The sequence below is a fragment of the Empedobacter sp. UBA3239 genome (assembly GCF_002362875.1).
GTDB lineage: Bacteria > Bacteroidota > Bacteroidia > Flavobacteriales > Weeksellaceae > Empedobacter > Empedobacter falsenii_B.
Genome location: NZ_DEVJ01000012.1, coordinates 67918 through 84024, shown reverse-complemented (window position 1 = coordinate 84024; position 16107 = coordinate 67918). Strand labels below are relative to the sequence as shown.

Here is a 16107-nt window from a genome sequence, read left to right as displayed (position 1 = left end):
TATGGAAAAGAAATTAAAATTAATCTGGGATTTTTATGGTCCCGATGCTATACCAACTGCAAAACATCATGCAATTCACTTGAAACAATATGCTGAAAAAGAAAAGTTACAAAGTACATTTTCTGAATTTGTAGAGGTTGAACCAGAATATGCAGTTGCTTATTTGGTGGTGGTAGAATCTGAAATGATACAAGTCCGTGACGCTTTGATACCTCATCGTGGCGAATGGCATGTGGAAGAAGAATAAATAAAAAAGACGAAGTTTTGCTTCGTCTTTTTTATTAAAAAACATCTCTCTGTACCCTTTACAATTAGAAGATTACAAAAAGATAAATAAACGTTGTAAAACTCTTGCCTTCTTATTAACTAACTTCAAGCTTCTTGTTGACCAACTTCAAGCTTCTTCTTTATAAACTTCAGCGCTGGTTTTTATAGTCTCATAAGTAGGTTAGCTATTATTATCGATTATTCTCCCCAATTATAGTGATTTATGTTCTACGATTTTTTTGCCCTACAAAAAAGAATTATTTTTGTTCAAATTTTTATAAACAAACAATGACACTTCAAGAACTTCAAACACAAGTACAACAAACAAGGAGAGATATTTTGAGAATGGTACATGCCGTAAATAGTGGACACCCAGGTGGATCATTAGGTTGTGCAGAATATTTTGCTGCATTATACGGTAAAATCATGACTTACTCTACAGACTTCTCTATGGACGGAAAAGGAGAAGATTTATTCTTCTTATCAAACGGTCACATTTCACCAGTTTTCTACAGCACATTGGCTCGTTCAGGGTTCTTCCCTGTTAGCGAATTAGCTACATTCAGAAAATTAGATTCTCGTTTACAAGGTCACCCAACAACACACGAAGGTTTACCTGGAATCCGTATCGCTTCTGGTTCTTTAGGACAAGGTTTATCAGTTGCTTTAGGTGCTGCGCAAGCAAAAAAATTAAACAACGACGATAAATTAGTTTACACATTACATGGAGATGGTGAATTACAAGAAGGTCAAGTTTGGGAAGCTTTTATGTATGCTGCTGGTAAAAAAGTAGATAATGTAATTGCAACGATTGACTACAATGGTCGTCAAATTGATGGTGATACAGACCATGTTTTACCATTAGGAGATTTGAAAGCTAAATTAGAAGCTTTTGGATGGATTGTTTTAGAAGAAAAAGATGGAAATAACTTAGAAAAAGTAATTGCTATTTTAGAAGAAGCTAAAACATTAACAGGAAACGGAAAACCAGTTTCAATTTTATTGCACACAGAAATGGGTAATGGAGTTGATTATATGATGGGAAGCCACTCTTGGCACGGAAAAGCGCCTAACGACGAGCAATTAGCTTCTGCATTAGAGCAAAATCCTGAAACTGAATTGACAGATTATTAATAATTTCAACACAATCAAAATACTATGAAAACGTTATTTTATTCTATACTTACGCTTTGTTCTTTAACAGCCTTTGGGCAGGAAAAAACATATTCTTTTGACAAAAAAGTATCGTATAAAATCAATTTACCAGAAGAATATCAAACTTATTTGGATGGTCAAAAAGATTTATCTTTTGTAACCTATATTTCTAAAGACGCTGTTTTAGGAACTTCGGAAGGAGGTCCTTACACTTCAGGAAGCTTCAGTAAAGATGCTTTCTTTATCAACAACAGCAAGTTTTTCGAAGTCTATGCCAATTCATTAGAAAATCAATTATCGATAAAAGCACCTTATTATTATGAAGGCATGTCGGATGATAATTTAAAACCTTATTCGGATAATTTGTTCGAGAAATTTATTTCAGTTAAAAATCTAAATTCATCTACAACTATCAATGGATACAAGTGTAATGAATACGAATTAACATCTAAAACAGATTTCGAAACAAAATCTTCTACATTATGTGTTGATGAAAAAAATGCAATTAATAACGTTGCTATTATGTTTCCTCAAACAAAACTGAAAGGACTTTTGATACGATATGACGCAGGAGATTTTAATGGATTAACAATTCAAAATATTGCAAATTCTAACGTAAAAGTAACTTTTGATGAGAAAAAAGAAATCGAAAGTTTTACCAACGAATTGGCAAAAAAGAAACAAGAATACGAGAACATGATGTCGTCTGTAGATACAGCTTATGCAGCGGAAGTTTATTCACCAGACAATCGTTACGAGGATCCTATTATTAATTATTACAATTATCAAACATCAGAAAGTGATAACGTAAATAGTCTTTTTGGGACTGTTGCTTCATTAAATTATAGTTTGATTTATAATGATAGCGATTATGATGGAAATCCTGATATCGAGCGTTCTAAAGCTTTAGCAGCTGCGCAAGGTTCTACAAATCAATTGGTAAAACAATTCAAAAAGAATAAATTAGCAAACAAAAGCGAAGTAAAAGAATTAAATAACCTTTTCAAAACGTATTTCGATGATGCTAAAAAGTTTAAATTAACAGAAGTTTCAACAGATTATGATGAAGCGGCTGTAGCAGTAGATTCTGCTGTTGCTGCAACAGAAGTTAGTCTAGCCGAATATTATGACCCTTATACATCTGCTTACAAAACGACAGATATTAGCAAAATCGATTTGGCAATCGACAATCCATACATTCAAGATTTCATGAAAGTTGCACCAGAACATTGCAAAAATTTGAAAGCTAAAATTCCGACTTTTACAGATAAAGATTTAGGAAATTTGGTTTATAATTACGCAGGACAAGTGTGCGATATGTACATTTATCAAAGCGGAAGTGTTGCTCTTTCGGGAACAATTGATGCAATAAGAAAAAGTGTTTTAGAAATCAATAACAAATATGATAAACTGAAAAAAGAAGACAAAGATAAGTTAACTACTTTCTTGAATTCTTTGGATTAATACTTATCAAATCAATTCGATAATGAAAAAATCAATCAGTTTTATATTAACGCTTTTTACAAGTTTAACTTTCGCTCAAATGCAATCGTATAAATTCGAAAACGTTATTCAATATCGTATCAAAAGTGATTTCTATTCAGATTTTTTGGACATTTTATCAACCAAAGATTACAAAGCGTATTTGATGATTACGCGAACACCGATGGGAAACTTCGCTTCATTAAAAGTAAACGACAATATGTATTCTGTTTACAGCGAAGAAGAAAATCCGAAGGTTTTTAAAATAGATTTCGAAGGTACAAAAGATTTATTAGGAAATTCTTTTTTAGGGACTAATAATCCAAGTTTAAGGAATTCCACAATCGGAAATAGTTATGTTGCGATTAGAACTGGTCAAAAAGAAACGATTCTAAATAAACAATGTGAAGTGTATAACATTTTCAGAAAAGATAATGACAACGACAATGGTACAGAAATTTGCATCGATACAAATTCTAACATCAACACCGTTCCGTTTATCAATTCTGAACTAAATTTGAAAGGCTTGATTTATCGAGTTGGACAAAATATTGTGTTAGAAAATGTTGAAACCTTAGAAAAATGGATCAAAAAGAGCGCTGAAGAGGAAGAAGAAATTAATGTTTCGCCAAATGATTTTATTTATCAATTTGATGAAAAAACAGAAGTAGAAAAATACAAAAACGAATACAAAAAACAAAAACAATGATAGACTTAACATACACAGAAAAAAAAGATACTCGTAGTGGATTCGGAGACGGATTGACAGAGTTAGGAAGAACAAATCCTAACGTTGTTGCATTGTGTGCTGACTTGATTGGTTCATTAAAAATGGATCAATTTATCAAAGAAAATCCAGAGCGTTTTTTCCAAATTGGTATTGCAGAAGCAAACATGATGGGAATTGCTGCAGGTTTGACAATTGGAGGTAAAATTCCTTTCACAGGAACTTTCGCTGAGTTTTCTACAGCTCGTGTGTACGATCAAATTCGTCAATCTATCGCTTACTCTAACAAAAATGTAAAAATCGCTGCATCGCACGCTGGTTTAACATTAGGAGAAGATGGTGCAACTCACCAAACATTAGAAGATATTGGTTTGATGAAAATGTTACCAGGAATGGTGGTTATAAATCCTTGCGATTACAATCAAACTAAAGCGGCTACAATTGCTGCAGCTGAATACGAAGGTCCTGTTTACTTACGTTTTGGACGTCCTGCTGTTCCAGTTTTCACACCAGCTGACCAAAAATTTGAAATTGGTAAAGGTATATTAATGAACGAAGGTTCTGATATAACAATTGTTGCGACGGGTCACTTAGTTTGGGAATCTTTGGTTGCTGCTGCTGAGTTAGAAAAAGAAGGAATTTCTTGTGAGGTAATCAATATTCATACAATCAAACCATTGGATGAAGAAATTATCTTAAACTCTGTAAAGAAAACAGGAAAAATTGTAACAGCTGAAGAACACAATATTTTAGGTGGTTTAGGTGAATCTGTTGCAAGAGTTTTATCACAAAAATTACCAACAAAACAAGCTTTTGTTGCGGTGAATGATAAATTTGGTGAATCTGGAACACCTTCAGATTTAATGAAAAAGTATGGAATAGATTCTACTGCTGTAATCGAGAAAGTAAAATCTTTACTTTAATTCCATTATAAAATTAAAAAGGAGCTAAAAATTTAGCTCCTTTTTTATAGGTTAAATATAAAATAGGTTGGTTAAAAAGCAAAACTGCTTTAATCTTATAGATATTTTACAAAATTAGTTTATATTGCTAATTCAAAAAATACTCATTTAATGGTATTTTTATTAATCTTTTACTTGTAAGCATATGAAAAAGGCAAATCAAAAATCTATAACTGAAAATGCTAGTATTGTAAAAAAATTGTGGAGTGAAAATACTGATAGTAGAATCTTTAACGAAAAAGATGAGAGTTTTCAAACGATTAATGATTATTTACAAACTTTAGGAAGTCTTGCTATTGGTGAATATTTCATGTATTTTATTAATCCTAATTCTGCTACATTTGAGTATGTTTCTCCTCAATGCGAAGATATTTTGGGGTATCTTCCTAACGAATACACTGCTGAATTATGTGTTCAAATAGTGCATCCTAATGATTTGCAGCATGTAATCGATATTCAGCAACGAATTGCAAATTTTAGTATGGAAATTGTTCCAGAAGAAAGAATGAATTATAAATTTACTTATGATTTTCGAGTGATTGATAAAAAAGGTGAAATTCATCAAATTCATTTGCAACATTTCTTTTACGAATTAAGTAAGAATTTTTTACCAAATCGAGTTTTTTGTTTAGCGACTGACATCACACAAATAAAGGTTGGAGGAAAACCAACTATGCATATTTACTATATCAAAGATGGATTGAATAATCTTCTTAATTCAAAAACAAATTCATCTTTACAACTTACAAAAAAAGAAACGGAGATTATAGAATTTCTGATCAAAGGCTACACAAGTCAGGATATTGCTGATGCAATTGGCTTAAGTAAACATACTATTGATACACATCGTAGAAATATTTTGAAGAAAAATGATTGTTCTAATACTTCAGAATTATTTAGTCTTTACTTCAAAAAGTAGAAAAAAAGCAAGCCGATAAGCCGGGTTCTGTCATCTTAATAAATTAAGACGCTTTGTCATTTATCTAGTATTTTAGTTACCTAAAACATCAATCTGCCTACCCCCCAGCAACGAACGAGTAGCTCTTAACTGCTGGTATACATGGCATTGCTCCGCATAGAGTTTACCTGGTTTCACTACAGCCGAACTGTACATACTTTCTGTTGCACTTGTCCTCGCCTCTCGACGGACGGGCGTTACCCGCTATGCTTACTCTTTGGAGCCCGGACTTTCCTCTTCACGTACATGAAGCGACAAAGTGGCTTGCTGAGCACAAATGTACGGCAAAAGTTACCGAAATAAAAAAGGCTTGAACAAAAAGTGTTCAAGCCTTTCTATTATAGAAACTTAGAAATTATTCTGATTTTTCTTCTTTCGTTTTTCCTTTTACAGAAATTTTAACGTCATCTTTTGCTTCATTTAAGTCAAGGATTAATTCATCTCCTTCACTAATTACAGCGTTGATGATTTCTTCCGCCATCGGATCTTCGATGTATTTCTGAATAGCACGTTTCAACGGACGAGCTCCATAATCTTTATCAAATCCTTTGTCAGCGATAAAATTCTTCGCTTCCTCAGTTAATTCAATATGATAATTCAAAGCTGTCAAACGCTCGATTAAACTTGCCAATTCAATATCGATAATTTTCATGATATCTCCTTTTGTTAATGAATTAAAGAAGATAATATCATCAATACGATTCAAAAATTCTGGCGCGAAAGCACGTTTTAAAGCTGTTTCAATTGTTGATTTTGCGCGTTCATCGGCAGAATCTTTCTTAGATGAAGTTCCAAATCCGACACCATCTCCAAACTCTTTCAATTGTCTTGTACCAATGTTAGACGTTAAAATGATAATAGTATTACGGAAATCAACTTTACGACCTAAACTATCAGTTACATGACCATCATCCAAAATTTGTAATAAAATATTGAATACATCTGGATGCGCTTTCTCAATCTCATCTAACAAAATTACCGCATATGGTTTACGACGAACTGCTTCTGTCAATTGTCCACCTTCTTCGTAACCAACGTAGCCCGGAGGTGCTCCAACCAAGCGAGAAACGGCAAATTTCTCCATGTATTCTGACATATCGATACGAATTAATGCATCGTTAGAATCAAAGATTTCTTTCGCCAAAACTTTCGCTAATTGTGTTTTACCAACCCCCGTAGTTCCTAAGAAAATGAATGAACCAATTGGTTTATTTGGATCTTTCAAACCTGCACGATTACGTTGAATTGCTTTCACAACTTTCGCTACCGCTTCATCTTGACCAATTACTTTTCCTTTCATTAACTCATTCATCTGAGCTAATTTTTTCAATTCTTTTTCAGCTACACGATGCACAGGAACGCCAGACATCAACGAAACAACTTCCGCTACATTTTCTTCTGTAACCGTTTCACGATTCTCTTTCGATTCTTGTACCCATTTTGCTTGCTCACGTTTCAAATCACTTTCTATTTGTTTCTCTGAATCACGTAAACGAGCAGCTTCTTCGTATTTTTGAGATTTTACAACTTTAGTTTTCTCTTCACGAACTTCTTCTAATTTTACTTCAAGGTCTAAAATTTCTTGTGGAACTTTTATATTCTTGATATGCACACGAGAACCAGCTTCATCTAAAGCGTCAATCGCTTTATCTGGCAAGAAACGATCTGTAATATAACGTGTTGTCAAATTAACACAAGCTTGTAACGCTTCGTCTGTATAATTTACATTGTGATGCGCTTCGTACTTATCTTTGATGTTATGTAAAATCTGTAATGTTTCTTCTGGAGTTGTTGGCTCAACCATCACATTTTGAAAACGACGAACTAATGCGCCATCTTTTTCAATATATTGACGATACTCATCCAACGTTGTTGCACCAATACATTGTAATTCACCACGCGCCAAAGCAGGTTTGAACATGTTAGAAGCATCTAAAGAACCTGTAGCTCCTCCTGCTCCAACAATTGTATGTAACTCATCAATGAAAAGAATAATGTCGTCATTTTTCTCTAATTCATTCATAATAGCTTTCATACGCTCTTCAAATTGTCCACGGTATTTAGTTCCAGCAACTAACGATGCTAAATCTAATGTTACCACACGTTTGTTAAACAATACGCGCGAAACTTTACGTTGTACAATTCTTAAAGCTAAACCTTCTGCAATTGCAGATTTACCAACCCCTGGCTCTCCAATCAACAATGGATTATTCTTTTTACGACGAGAAAGAATTTGAGAAACACGCTCTATTTCTTTTTCACGTCCAACTACAGGATCTAATTTTCCTTCTTGCGCAATCGCTGTTAAATCTCGTCCAAAATTATCTAAAACTGGTGTTTTACTTTTTGAAGTAGATTTGCTTGTAGACGCACGCTCAAAATCGTTATCAGAATCACCTCCATCAAAAGATGGATTTTCTGCTCGAGGAGATTGAATTTCCTCATCTTGAAATTGAAATTTGAATTCTTCCTTTACTGTATTGTAATCAATATCCAACTTATTCATCAATTTTGTAATCGGATCGTTTTCATTACGAAGAATACACAATAATAAGTGAATTGTATTTACCGTCGGACTTTTAAACAATTTAGCCTCTAAGAACGTTGTTTTCAACGCTCTTTCAGCTTGTTTTGTCAAACTCAAATTTTTTATATTATTACCTGGAGTTTCTTTTGCTGGGTTTAGGTTTTCTATTTTTTGACGCATTTCGTCTAAATCGACATTCAATGCTTCTAAGACAGAAATGGCTTTCCCTTCACCGTCGCGAATAATCCCCAACAGAAGGTGTTCCGTTCCTATTTGGTCGTGGCCTAATCTTAACGCTTCTTCCTTACTGTAAGAAATAACGTCTTTTACTTGTTGTGAGAAATTATCGTTCATTTTATTATTTAAGCTGTCTTTAACAAATATAATTATTCTGATAGACTATAGCATAAATTATGCCTATGTCCAAAATGATTTGATGATTCCTTAAAATAACGAATTATTGTCTATTAATTTCAAAATAGCTGACAATATTTCATATCAATTCTTAAAGAATTCATAATAATTTGAGAGATAGATGTCGTTGCTAAAAAATCGTACAAATCGCCTTTATTCATTTTCAAATCATCGTGAAGTTCTAAAATTTCTTCGGAATTTAACTCATTATTTTGGTTAAAAATTTCATCAATTTCATTTCTTCTTTCAGGACTGTACAATGTCGATGAACACCATGTCACAATTTTTTCTTGCGAAACATCTTTTACACTCAGTTTATTTTCATTCCAAAACAAAAGGTAAGCATTTTTAGTTGTTCTTTCAAAAACAAAAATTGTAAAAGGTGCGATTTCTGACAAATTTTCTGAATTAATAAACTCATTTACAGAATTATATTTCAATAAATCTAACAAGATAATTCCTCTACTTTCTCTGTATTTCTCTTTAAAATGCGTTGGTTTTTCGATTCCTCCATTCAAAATACACGCAATATATTGTTCCGAATAAAAAATCCAAGTTCCATTTGCACGCTCATCTACAGGCGAAAAATAGGTTTTATCAAAACGCTTTTGCTCCACAATCTCTTTAGAAGAAGAACGATTTATTTCCTCATCTCGGTTGTGCGTCAATACAAATTCATCCTCATTTCTGTAAAAACTGATTATACACATCTCATTTTTCAATTTAGTTCAAATGTAAAAATTTATCTTTGCAAAGAATTATGAGTATTCAGAAAACTATAGCGCATTCTTTTGATGAAATGAAATCCATTCTTTTGCAATTTGACGATCTGTCTTTTCAAAAGGAATTAGAAATCATTTCTGATGCTTCTGTTGGTCAACATTTTCGCCATATTATAGAGTTTTATTCGTGCTTTTTACACGCACGAAAAAACAATTGCATTTGTTATGATGATAGAGAACGAAATCGTGCTTTAGAAAATTCGGTTGTCGAAAGTATAAATACGTTGAATCATCTAAAATCTGAAATAGAACGTTTAGATTTAGAAAAAACAATTCAACTAAAACAGAATTACTACGGAGAAGATTTCACAATTAATACCACAAATTATCGTGAATTAATGTATTGTTTTGATCATAGCATTCATCATTTTGCGTTGATTAAAATTGCGATCGAAACTCATTTTTCAACGATTAAAATTCCACAAAATTTTGGAATTGCATCTTCTACAATTGCTTTTCAAAATCAAGAAAAATGAATCCGAAAATAACAAAATGGACACGATACGAATTTTGGCCATTCTGGTTATTTTATGCGCCATTGACACCTTGGTACATTTATAAAATCTTTCAAACAGGCGCTCCAGCTTACTTTTGCTCGGCAAATCCTACAATAAAATGGGGCGGATTTATTGATTATTCTAAAATTGATTTACTCAATCAAATTGATAAAAATTATAAGCCAAAAACTGTTTTTTTTGAAGAATTTACAACGCAAGAAATTCCGTTTGATTTTCCTTTTATTGCGAAACCAAATCTTGGTGAACGTGGAATTGGTGTTGAATTAATCAGAAATGAAATTGATTGGAAAAATTATTTAGAGCAAAATAATCGAGATTTAATTTTACAAGAATATATTCAATCTAATTTTGAGTTTGGTGTTTTCTATGCTCGATTACCCAAAGAAAAAAATGGTAAAATACTGTCGATAACAGCAAAAGATTTTTTGACGTTTACGGGCGATGGAAAATCAACTTTGAAAGAATTAATCGAACAAAATTTAAGAGCTTTTTACCGAAAAGAGTATTTGTTTAAACGTTTTCAAAACGAACTAAATTTAGTTCTTCAAAAAGATGAAAAATTATTGGTTGAACCAATAGGAAATCATAGTCGAGGAACAACTTTTTTGGATGGATCTTCTCTAAAAACGACTAAATTAGAAGAAACCATAGATCAAATTGCAAAAAAAATTGATGGTTTTTATTACGGACGAATCGATTTGAAAACAAAAAGCTTAGAGGATTTTCAGAAAGGAAATTTTGTCATACTTGAAATTAATGGTGCAAATTCTGAAGCAACTCACATTTACGATCCGAATTTTAATTTGATAAAAGCTTATAAGGAAGTTATTAAGCATTTGAATTACCAACATAAAATTGCTATTCAAAATCATCAATTAGGTGTAAAGTGGACAGATTGGAAATTGCTTGCGAGAGAATTAATAAAACGCTATCAAACTTAATTTGACCAAAATTGGCAGATTGTCTGGAAAGGAATAAAGATTGAAAGATGTTTTCGAAACCAATTTTATGAGTTATCCTTTTCCAAAGAAAACTATTATAATTCCTCTCTTACTACTTATCCCAATGTGGATTATCTTTTTGTTTCAACAAAACGGATACAATTTAGACAGTTGTTACGGCGTTATTCCGAGAACTTTCGTAGGATTGAAAGGAATTCTGTTCTCGCCTTTATTTCACTCAGGTTGGAAACACATCATCAGTAATACTTTTCCGTTAGCCTTTCTTAGCTTTATCGCGCTATTGATGTACGATAGATTGGCTTATTACGTGATATTATTTGGTTGGATTTTATCAGGAATTATTCTTTGGATCATCGGAAATCCACCTTTTTTAGATAACAATGTAAGTTGTCATATTGGAGCAAGTTCTATCGTTTACTTATTGGCTTCGTTTATATTTTTTAGTGGAATAATTAGAAAAGAACGTGGTTTGATGGCGATTTCACTAATCATTATTTTATTATACGGCGGAATGATTTGGGGAATGGTTCCTCAAGAAATTTTACCGCAATTAAAATCTGATACAAGTAGTAATTCTATTTCTTGGGAAGGACATTTAAGTGGATTTATCTCGGGTGAATTTTTCGCTTATCTGTTTAGAAATATTGGTCCACAAAAAGAAGTTCCGAAATGGGATCAAGAAAATTATTATGACCCGCAAGCTGAACGTTTATGGGATATTTACCAAGAACAAGAACGTTTGAAAACAGAATATTTGGAATCGTTGGAAAATGAAGATGATGAATTTTATTTAGATAAAGAAGTTGATAATTCTGTCAAATAATCATCAATTTTCTTTAATTCTTTTGCTGGATTACCTTTATCATATGGATTAGAATAATAAGTTGAATCTTTTGTTTGAAATTTCAAAACTACATTTGGAGCACCATCATGCATAAAGGCTTGACTTGGAGATTTGATATTTTCTAATTTTTCTAACAAGATTTGATCCATAAGTTTTGTTAAACTCTCCCATTCTTTCGTAGTATTTTTTATCTTTATTGTATCGTTTTCATTTTTGATTAATACAATAGTAGATTTATCTACAATTAAGTCGTAGTGCATTTTTCTTGACGATTCTATTCTTTCTACAGATAGTATATTTTCTTGTTTATTTTGGTTAGAATAATTATTTTTTTGACACGATAGCAAAGTAATAATTCCTAAAAATATTGAAAGATAAAAAGCTATTCTCATATAATTTTATTAGTTTTATCATTAATTAACAAATATAATTAACAATATTTAATGAAAAAACTTTTATTCACTCTATCAGTTTTATCCTTATTCGGTTATGCTAACGCACAAAATTGGAAGGAAGTACCTAGTTATTTTTTAAAAAGTAAAAATATTACTACTGAATATCAAAATTCAAAAGTATATTCAATGGATATCAATACATTGAAAAATAAATTAACATTAGCCCCATCGAATACTAGTAATCAATCAGGAGTGGTTGTTGACATGCCTACATCTGATGGTAGTATTCAAAAATACATGATATGGGAAGCTTCAATCTTATCTCCAAAATTACAAGAGAAATATCCTAATATTCGCTCATACGTTGGAAAAAGTTTAGATGATCCATCTGTTTATTTAAGATTTAGTGTAACTCCTTTAGGATTGAGTTCTTCTATATTTAGAAATGAAGGAAAATCAGACTTTATTGAATCTTATGATGTTGAAGGTTCAACATATTACGAAGTTCATAGTTCTAGTAAAGCTGTAAGTAATTTTGTTTGTTCAACAAATGAACTAATTTCAAAACATCAAGCTAATAAAGAAGATTCTTCTAACTTACAGAACAAAGCCAATAATCAAGTTTTTAAAACATATCGATTAGCACTTTCTGTTCCTGGAGAATATTCGGCTTATTTTGGTGGTACAAAAGAAAAAGCTTTGGCAGCTATGACAAATACCATGACACGTGTAAATGGAGTATTTGAAAAAGATATGTCAGTTAATTTCCAATTCATTGATAATATTGATGATTTAATATTTACAGATGCAAGTACTGATCCATATTCAGCTCCTGCACAAGGAATGGCAGATCACCCTACATATGGTTCAGCCCCTTATTATTTATCTACATGGCAAGTTGAATTACAAACTTATTTAACAAATAATCTTGGTGAAGATAAATATGACATTGGACACTTTTTCGGCTCTCAAGGAGGAGGAGGAAATGCAGGGTGTATTGGATGTGTATGTGATACAGTATTTCCTGATGGAAAAGGGAGTGGTATGACTTCTCCTGCAAACAAAATTCCTTCTGGAGATAAATTTGATATCGATTATGTTGCTCATGAAATTGGACATCAAATGGGAGCTAATCATACTTATTCTCACATTTATGAAGGTACAGGAGTTAATGTTGAACCTGGAAGTGGCTCTACGGTAATGGGATATGCAGGTATTACGTCTTATAATGTTCAATCAAATTCTGATGATTATTTCACATACAGAAGTATAGCTCAAGTTCAGAACAACTTAAAAACTAAAAGTTGTGGTGTAGAAAAACCAATTCTAAACACTCCTCCAAACATACAATTAGAAAAAGCTTTATACAGAATCCCTGTGGGAACAGCATTCAAATTAAATGCTACAATTACAGATGCTGAAAATGATGCTGTTTTAACTACGTGGGAACAAAACAATTCTGGAACAAGCGCTACAACAAATGCGAATAGTAGAGTGAAGGAAACAAAAACATCTGGTCCTAACTTTAGATCTTTTTCTCCTGTTAAAGAAACATACAGATATTTCCCTAATTTCACTTCTATTTTAGCAGGTAAATTATTTCACACTGGAACAGGAAATGTAGTTTGGGAATCTCTAACTTCTGTTGCAAGAACATATGATTTTACTGTGACTGCGAGAGATTATAACGTACAAGGTCCCCAAACTCAAAACGGAAGTGTAAAAGTAATGGCTACCGCTGGAGTTGGCCCTTTTGTCGTTCTTACTCCAGACACAGCAGATAGCAAATTACCAATTAACGCTTCTAATTTTGATGTAACATGGGACGTTGCTAAAACTAACGAAGCTCCTATCGAAACTACAAAAGTTAAAGTTTCAATTTCATGGGATGCAGGAAAAACATTCGAAGAATTAGGAATTGTTGATAATACTGGATCAGCTAATTTCCAAATGCCTAGTAATGCTAAAGATGTTACAGAAGGATATATTATGATTGAAGCTGTTGATAATGTTTATTTAGCTGTAAAAAAATTCTCTACAGGATTATTAGCAACCAAAGATTTAAACACAACTAAATCTACAATATATCCAAATCCATCTAATGGGCAATTCACAATTGAACAAAAAGCTTCTGGAAAAGTAAATATTGAGATTGTTGATGTAAATGGAAGAATAGTTTATTCAATTTCTGAAAATGCTTCTGGAAATTTAAAGAAACAAATCGATACGAATTTACCATCAGGAGTTTATATCATAAAAGTTTCATCTAATGAAGGTCAATCAACATCAAAATTGATTATTAAATAATTCTATTTTTAATTAGATATCAAACAAAAACCCCTGAAAATTAATTTTTAGGGGTTTTATTTTTTCAAATTCTTCTTAGAAAGGCATTCCAGGAATGTTTGGTAAATTTTCTTGAGCTGTTTTTTTCGCTCTGTCAATTGCTTCTGTTTTTACTTGTTCCAACGCTTTGTTTAACGTCATCACTAACAAATCTTCAATTTCTTCTTTTTCCATTCCTTCAGCAAGTTCAATATCTTTTATTGTTGCTAATTTAGACATTGTAATTTTTACTTTTCCATCGTTAGAAGTCGTTGTAAATATTTCTCCATCTAATTCATTTTTCAAATCAGAAAATTTATCTTTAAATGAATTGATTTTTCCCATCATTCCCATGATGTCTCCAAAATTTCCAAACATTTGTCTTTATCTTTAATAATTAGTTATTCGTGTAGTTTTTTCCACAATAAATCTTTCAATTCTGTGATTCCTTTTCCAGAAACAGACGAAATAAATATCGTATCAATATCAGTTGGTAATTGTGCTTTAATCTCAGCTTCCAATTCATCATCTAACATATCTGACTTAGAAATAGCTAAAATTCGTTCTTTATCTAACAATTCAGGATTGAATTTTTTCAATTCATTCAACAGAATTTCATATTCTTTTTTATAATCTTCTGTATCGGCAGGAATTAAAAATAATAAGTTAGAATTACGCTCAATATGACGCAAGAAACGATGTCCAAGACCTTTTCCTTCTGCCGCACCTTCGATAATTCCAGGAATATCTGCCATAATAAATGACTGATGATTACGGTATTCTACAATTCCCAAGTTAGGTGTTAACGTTGTAAATGCGTAATCTGCAATTTTTGGTTTAGCAGCCGAAACAGCTGATAATAAAGTAGATTTTCCTGCATTTGGAAAACCAACTAGACCAACATCTGCCAAAATTTTCAACTCCAATGTAACTTGACGCTCGTCACCATCCAAACCTGGCTGTGCATAACGAGGCGTTTGACGCGTTGCAGAACGGAAATGCCAGTTTCCTAGCCCCCCTTTTCCTCCTTGCGCAATAATTAATTCTTGCCCATTTTCTGTTACTTCGCCAATAATATTTCCTTCGTCATCTTTGGCAATTGTTCCGATCGGAACTTCCAAAATAATATCTTCACCGTCAGCACCAGTAGAACGAGATTTACCTCCACGTCCACCGTTTTGCGCACGGAAATGTCTTTTGAATCGAAATTCTAACAAGGTCCAAAGATTTGAGTTTCCTAGAAGCGTGATGTTTCCTCCACGTCCACCATCTCCACCGTCTGGTCCACCTTTGTCAATATATTTTTCGCGATGCAAACTTGCTGAACCCGCACCTCCATGTCCGGCTCTACAATTTATTTTTACGTAGTCAACAAAATTTGATTGCATAATTTTTTTCTTTTAATTAGTCTGCAAAAGTACGATTTCTAATTTGTTTATTAAAATCTTGTATTATCTATTTTGAATGAATAATTTATAATGACTCAGATTTTTATTTATATTTATTCAATTAATTAACACACTAATATGAATACTAAAAAAAATCTGTCCGAATATACTGATGAAGAACTTCTAATAACTCAAAAACAAACAAAAAATATTGTAATTATATTTGGATCTTTTATGTTTCTTGCGTTTATATTCTTTATCTACACCGCAATAAAAACCAGTAATTATGCCTTCATAGCTATTGGATGTGGAACTTCTGTTTCATTAATGCCTCTAATCGCCAAACTTTCTATGATTAACAAAGAAATAAAATCGCGACAAAAATAGATTCAATAGTAAAT

At 32.2% G+C, this 16107-nt stretch carries 16 protein-coding genes and 1 other RNA gene; 11 read left to right on the top strand and 6 right to left on the bottom strand.

Going from position 1 to position 16107, the window contains the following annotated elements:
- The first annotated feature begins 1 nt into the window (after position 1).
- The 6 genes from B4G36_RS01630 to B4G36_RS01605 all read left to right on the top strand — a co-directional run bounded on the left by B4G36_RS01630 (position 2) and on the right by B4G36_RS01605 (position 5512).
- A complete protein-coding gene (locus tag B4G36_RS01630; RefSeq protein WP_125350517.1) occupies positions 2–247 on the top strand; it encodes a hypothetical protein in 246 nt (81 codons plus the stop codon).
- A gap of 308 nt (positions 248–555) precedes the next feature.
- On the top strand, positions 556–1401 hold the full coding sequence (locus B4G36_RS01625; protein ID WP_125350518.1) for a transketolase: 846 nt from the start codon (positions 556–558) through the stop codon (positions 1399–1401).
- A 24-nt stretch (positions 1402–1425) separates the two neighbouring features.
- On the top strand, positions 1426–2886 hold the full coding sequence (locus B4G36_RS01620; protein ID WP_291061467.1) for a hypothetical protein: 1461 nt from the start codon (positions 1426–1428) through the stop codon (positions 2884–2886).
- Positions 2887–2908: 22 nt separating this feature from the next.
- The gene (locus B4G36_RS01615; protein ID WP_291061465.1) at positions 2909–3613 is read left to right on the top strand and encodes a hypothetical protein; all 705 of its coding nucleotides are present in this window, start codon (positions 2909–2911) and stop codon (positions 3611–3613) included.
- Complete coding sequence (locus tag B4G36_RS01610; protein WP_291061484.1) at positions 3613–4554, top strand: transketolase family protein; 942 nt, start codon at positions 3613–3615, stop codon at positions 4552–4554. Before B4G36_RS01615 ends, B4G36_RS01610 begins: the two co-directional genes overlap by 1 nt.
- 184 nt (positions 4555–4738) lie before the next feature.
- A complete protein-coding gene (locus tag B4G36_RS01605; protein ID WP_291061463.1) occupies positions 4739–5512 on the top strand; it encodes a LuxR C-terminal-related transcriptional regulator in 774 nt (257 codons plus the stop codon).
- Here B4G36_RS01605 and rnpB read toward each other — a convergent pair.
- From rnpB to B4G36_RS01590, 3 genes are all read right to left on the bottom strand, one after another.
- Positions 5513–5822, bottom strand: an RNA gene (gene rnpB, locus B4G36_RS01600) — RNase P RNA component class A.
- Positions 5823–5906: 84 nt separating this feature from the next.
- On the bottom strand, positions 5907–8432 hold the full coding sequence (locus B4G36_RS01595; RefSeq protein WP_291061461.1) for an ATP-dependent Clp protease ATP-binding subunit: 2526 nt from the start codon (positions 8430–8432) through the stop codon (positions 5907–5909).
- A 119-nt stretch (positions 8433–8551) separates the two neighbouring features.
- A complete protein-coding gene (locus tag B4G36_RS01590) occupies positions 8552–9202 on the bottom strand; it encodes an NRDE family protein (RefSeq protein ID WP_291061459.1) in 651 nt (216 codons plus the stop codon).
- A 50-nt stretch (positions 9203–9252) separates the two neighbouring features.
- On the opposite strand from B4G36_RS01590, the gene B4G36_RS01585 reads away from it, so the two are divergent.
- The 3 genes from B4G36_RS01585 (at position 9253) to B4G36_RS01575 (ending at position 11577) form a co-directional block, all read left to right on the top strand.
- Positions 9253–9750 carry a hypothetical protein gene (locus tag B4G36_RS01585; RefSeq protein ID WP_221854173.1) on the top strand — a complete coding sequence of 166 codons (498 nt, stop codon included), beginning with the start codon at positions 9253–9255 and terminating at the stop codon, positions 9748–9750.
- Complete coding sequence (locus B4G36_RS01580; protein WP_291061456.1) at positions 9747–10733, top strand: D-alanine--D-alanine ligase; 987 nt, start codon at positions 9747–9749, stop codon at positions 10731–10733. The genes B4G36_RS01585 and B4G36_RS01580 overlap by 4 nt, the downstream gene beginning before the upstream one ends.
- Positions 10734–10857: 124 nt before the next feature.
- Positions 10858–11577, top strand: a complete 720-nt coding sequence (locus B4G36_RS01575) for a rhomboid family intramembrane serine protease (RefSeq protein ID WP_291061454.1) — start codon at positions 10858–10860, stop codon at positions 11575–11577.
- Here B4G36_RS01575 and B4G36_RS01570 read toward each other — a convergent pair.
- Positions 11541–11990 carry a hypothetical protein gene (locus tag B4G36_RS01570; RefSeq protein ID WP_291061453.1) on the bottom strand — a complete coding sequence of 150 codons (450 nt, stop codon included), beginning with the start codon at positions 11988–11990 and terminating at the stop codon, positions 11541–11543. The genes B4G36_RS01575 and B4G36_RS01570 overlap by 37 nt on opposite strands.
- A 51-nt stretch (positions 11991–12041) precedes the next feature.
- On the opposite strand from B4G36_RS01570, the gene B4G36_RS01565 reads away from it, so the two are divergent.
- Positions 12042–14300 carry a zinc-dependent metalloprotease gene (locus tag B4G36_RS01565; protein WP_291061451.1) on the top strand — a complete coding sequence of 753 codons (2259 nt, stop codon included), beginning with the start codon at positions 12042–12044 and terminating at the stop codon, positions 14298–14300.
- A gap of 75 nt (positions 14301–14375) precedes the next feature.
- Here the strand turns inward: B4G36_RS01565 and B4G36_RS01560 are convergent, their stop codons facing one another.
- On the bottom strand, positions 14376–14696 hold the full coding sequence (locus B4G36_RS01560) for a YbaB/EbfC family nucleoid-associated protein (RefSeq protein ID WP_219033694.1): 321 nt from the start codon (positions 14694–14696) through the stop codon (positions 14376–14378).
- A gap of 23 nt (positions 14697–14719) precedes the next feature.
- Entirely contained in the window at positions 14720–15706 is a 987-nt protein-coding gene (gene obgE / locus B4G36_RS01555) for a GTPase ObgE (protein WP_115001628.1), read from the bottom strand.
- 138 nt (positions 15707–15844) lie between these two features.
- Between obgE and B4G36_RS01550 the strand changes: the two genes are divergently transcribed.
- A complete protein-coding gene (locus B4G36_RS01550; RefSeq protein ID WP_291061449.1) occupies positions 15845–16093 on the top strand; it encodes a hypothetical protein in 249 nt (82 codons plus the stop codon).
- Positions 16094–16107 lie beyond the last annotated feature (14 nt).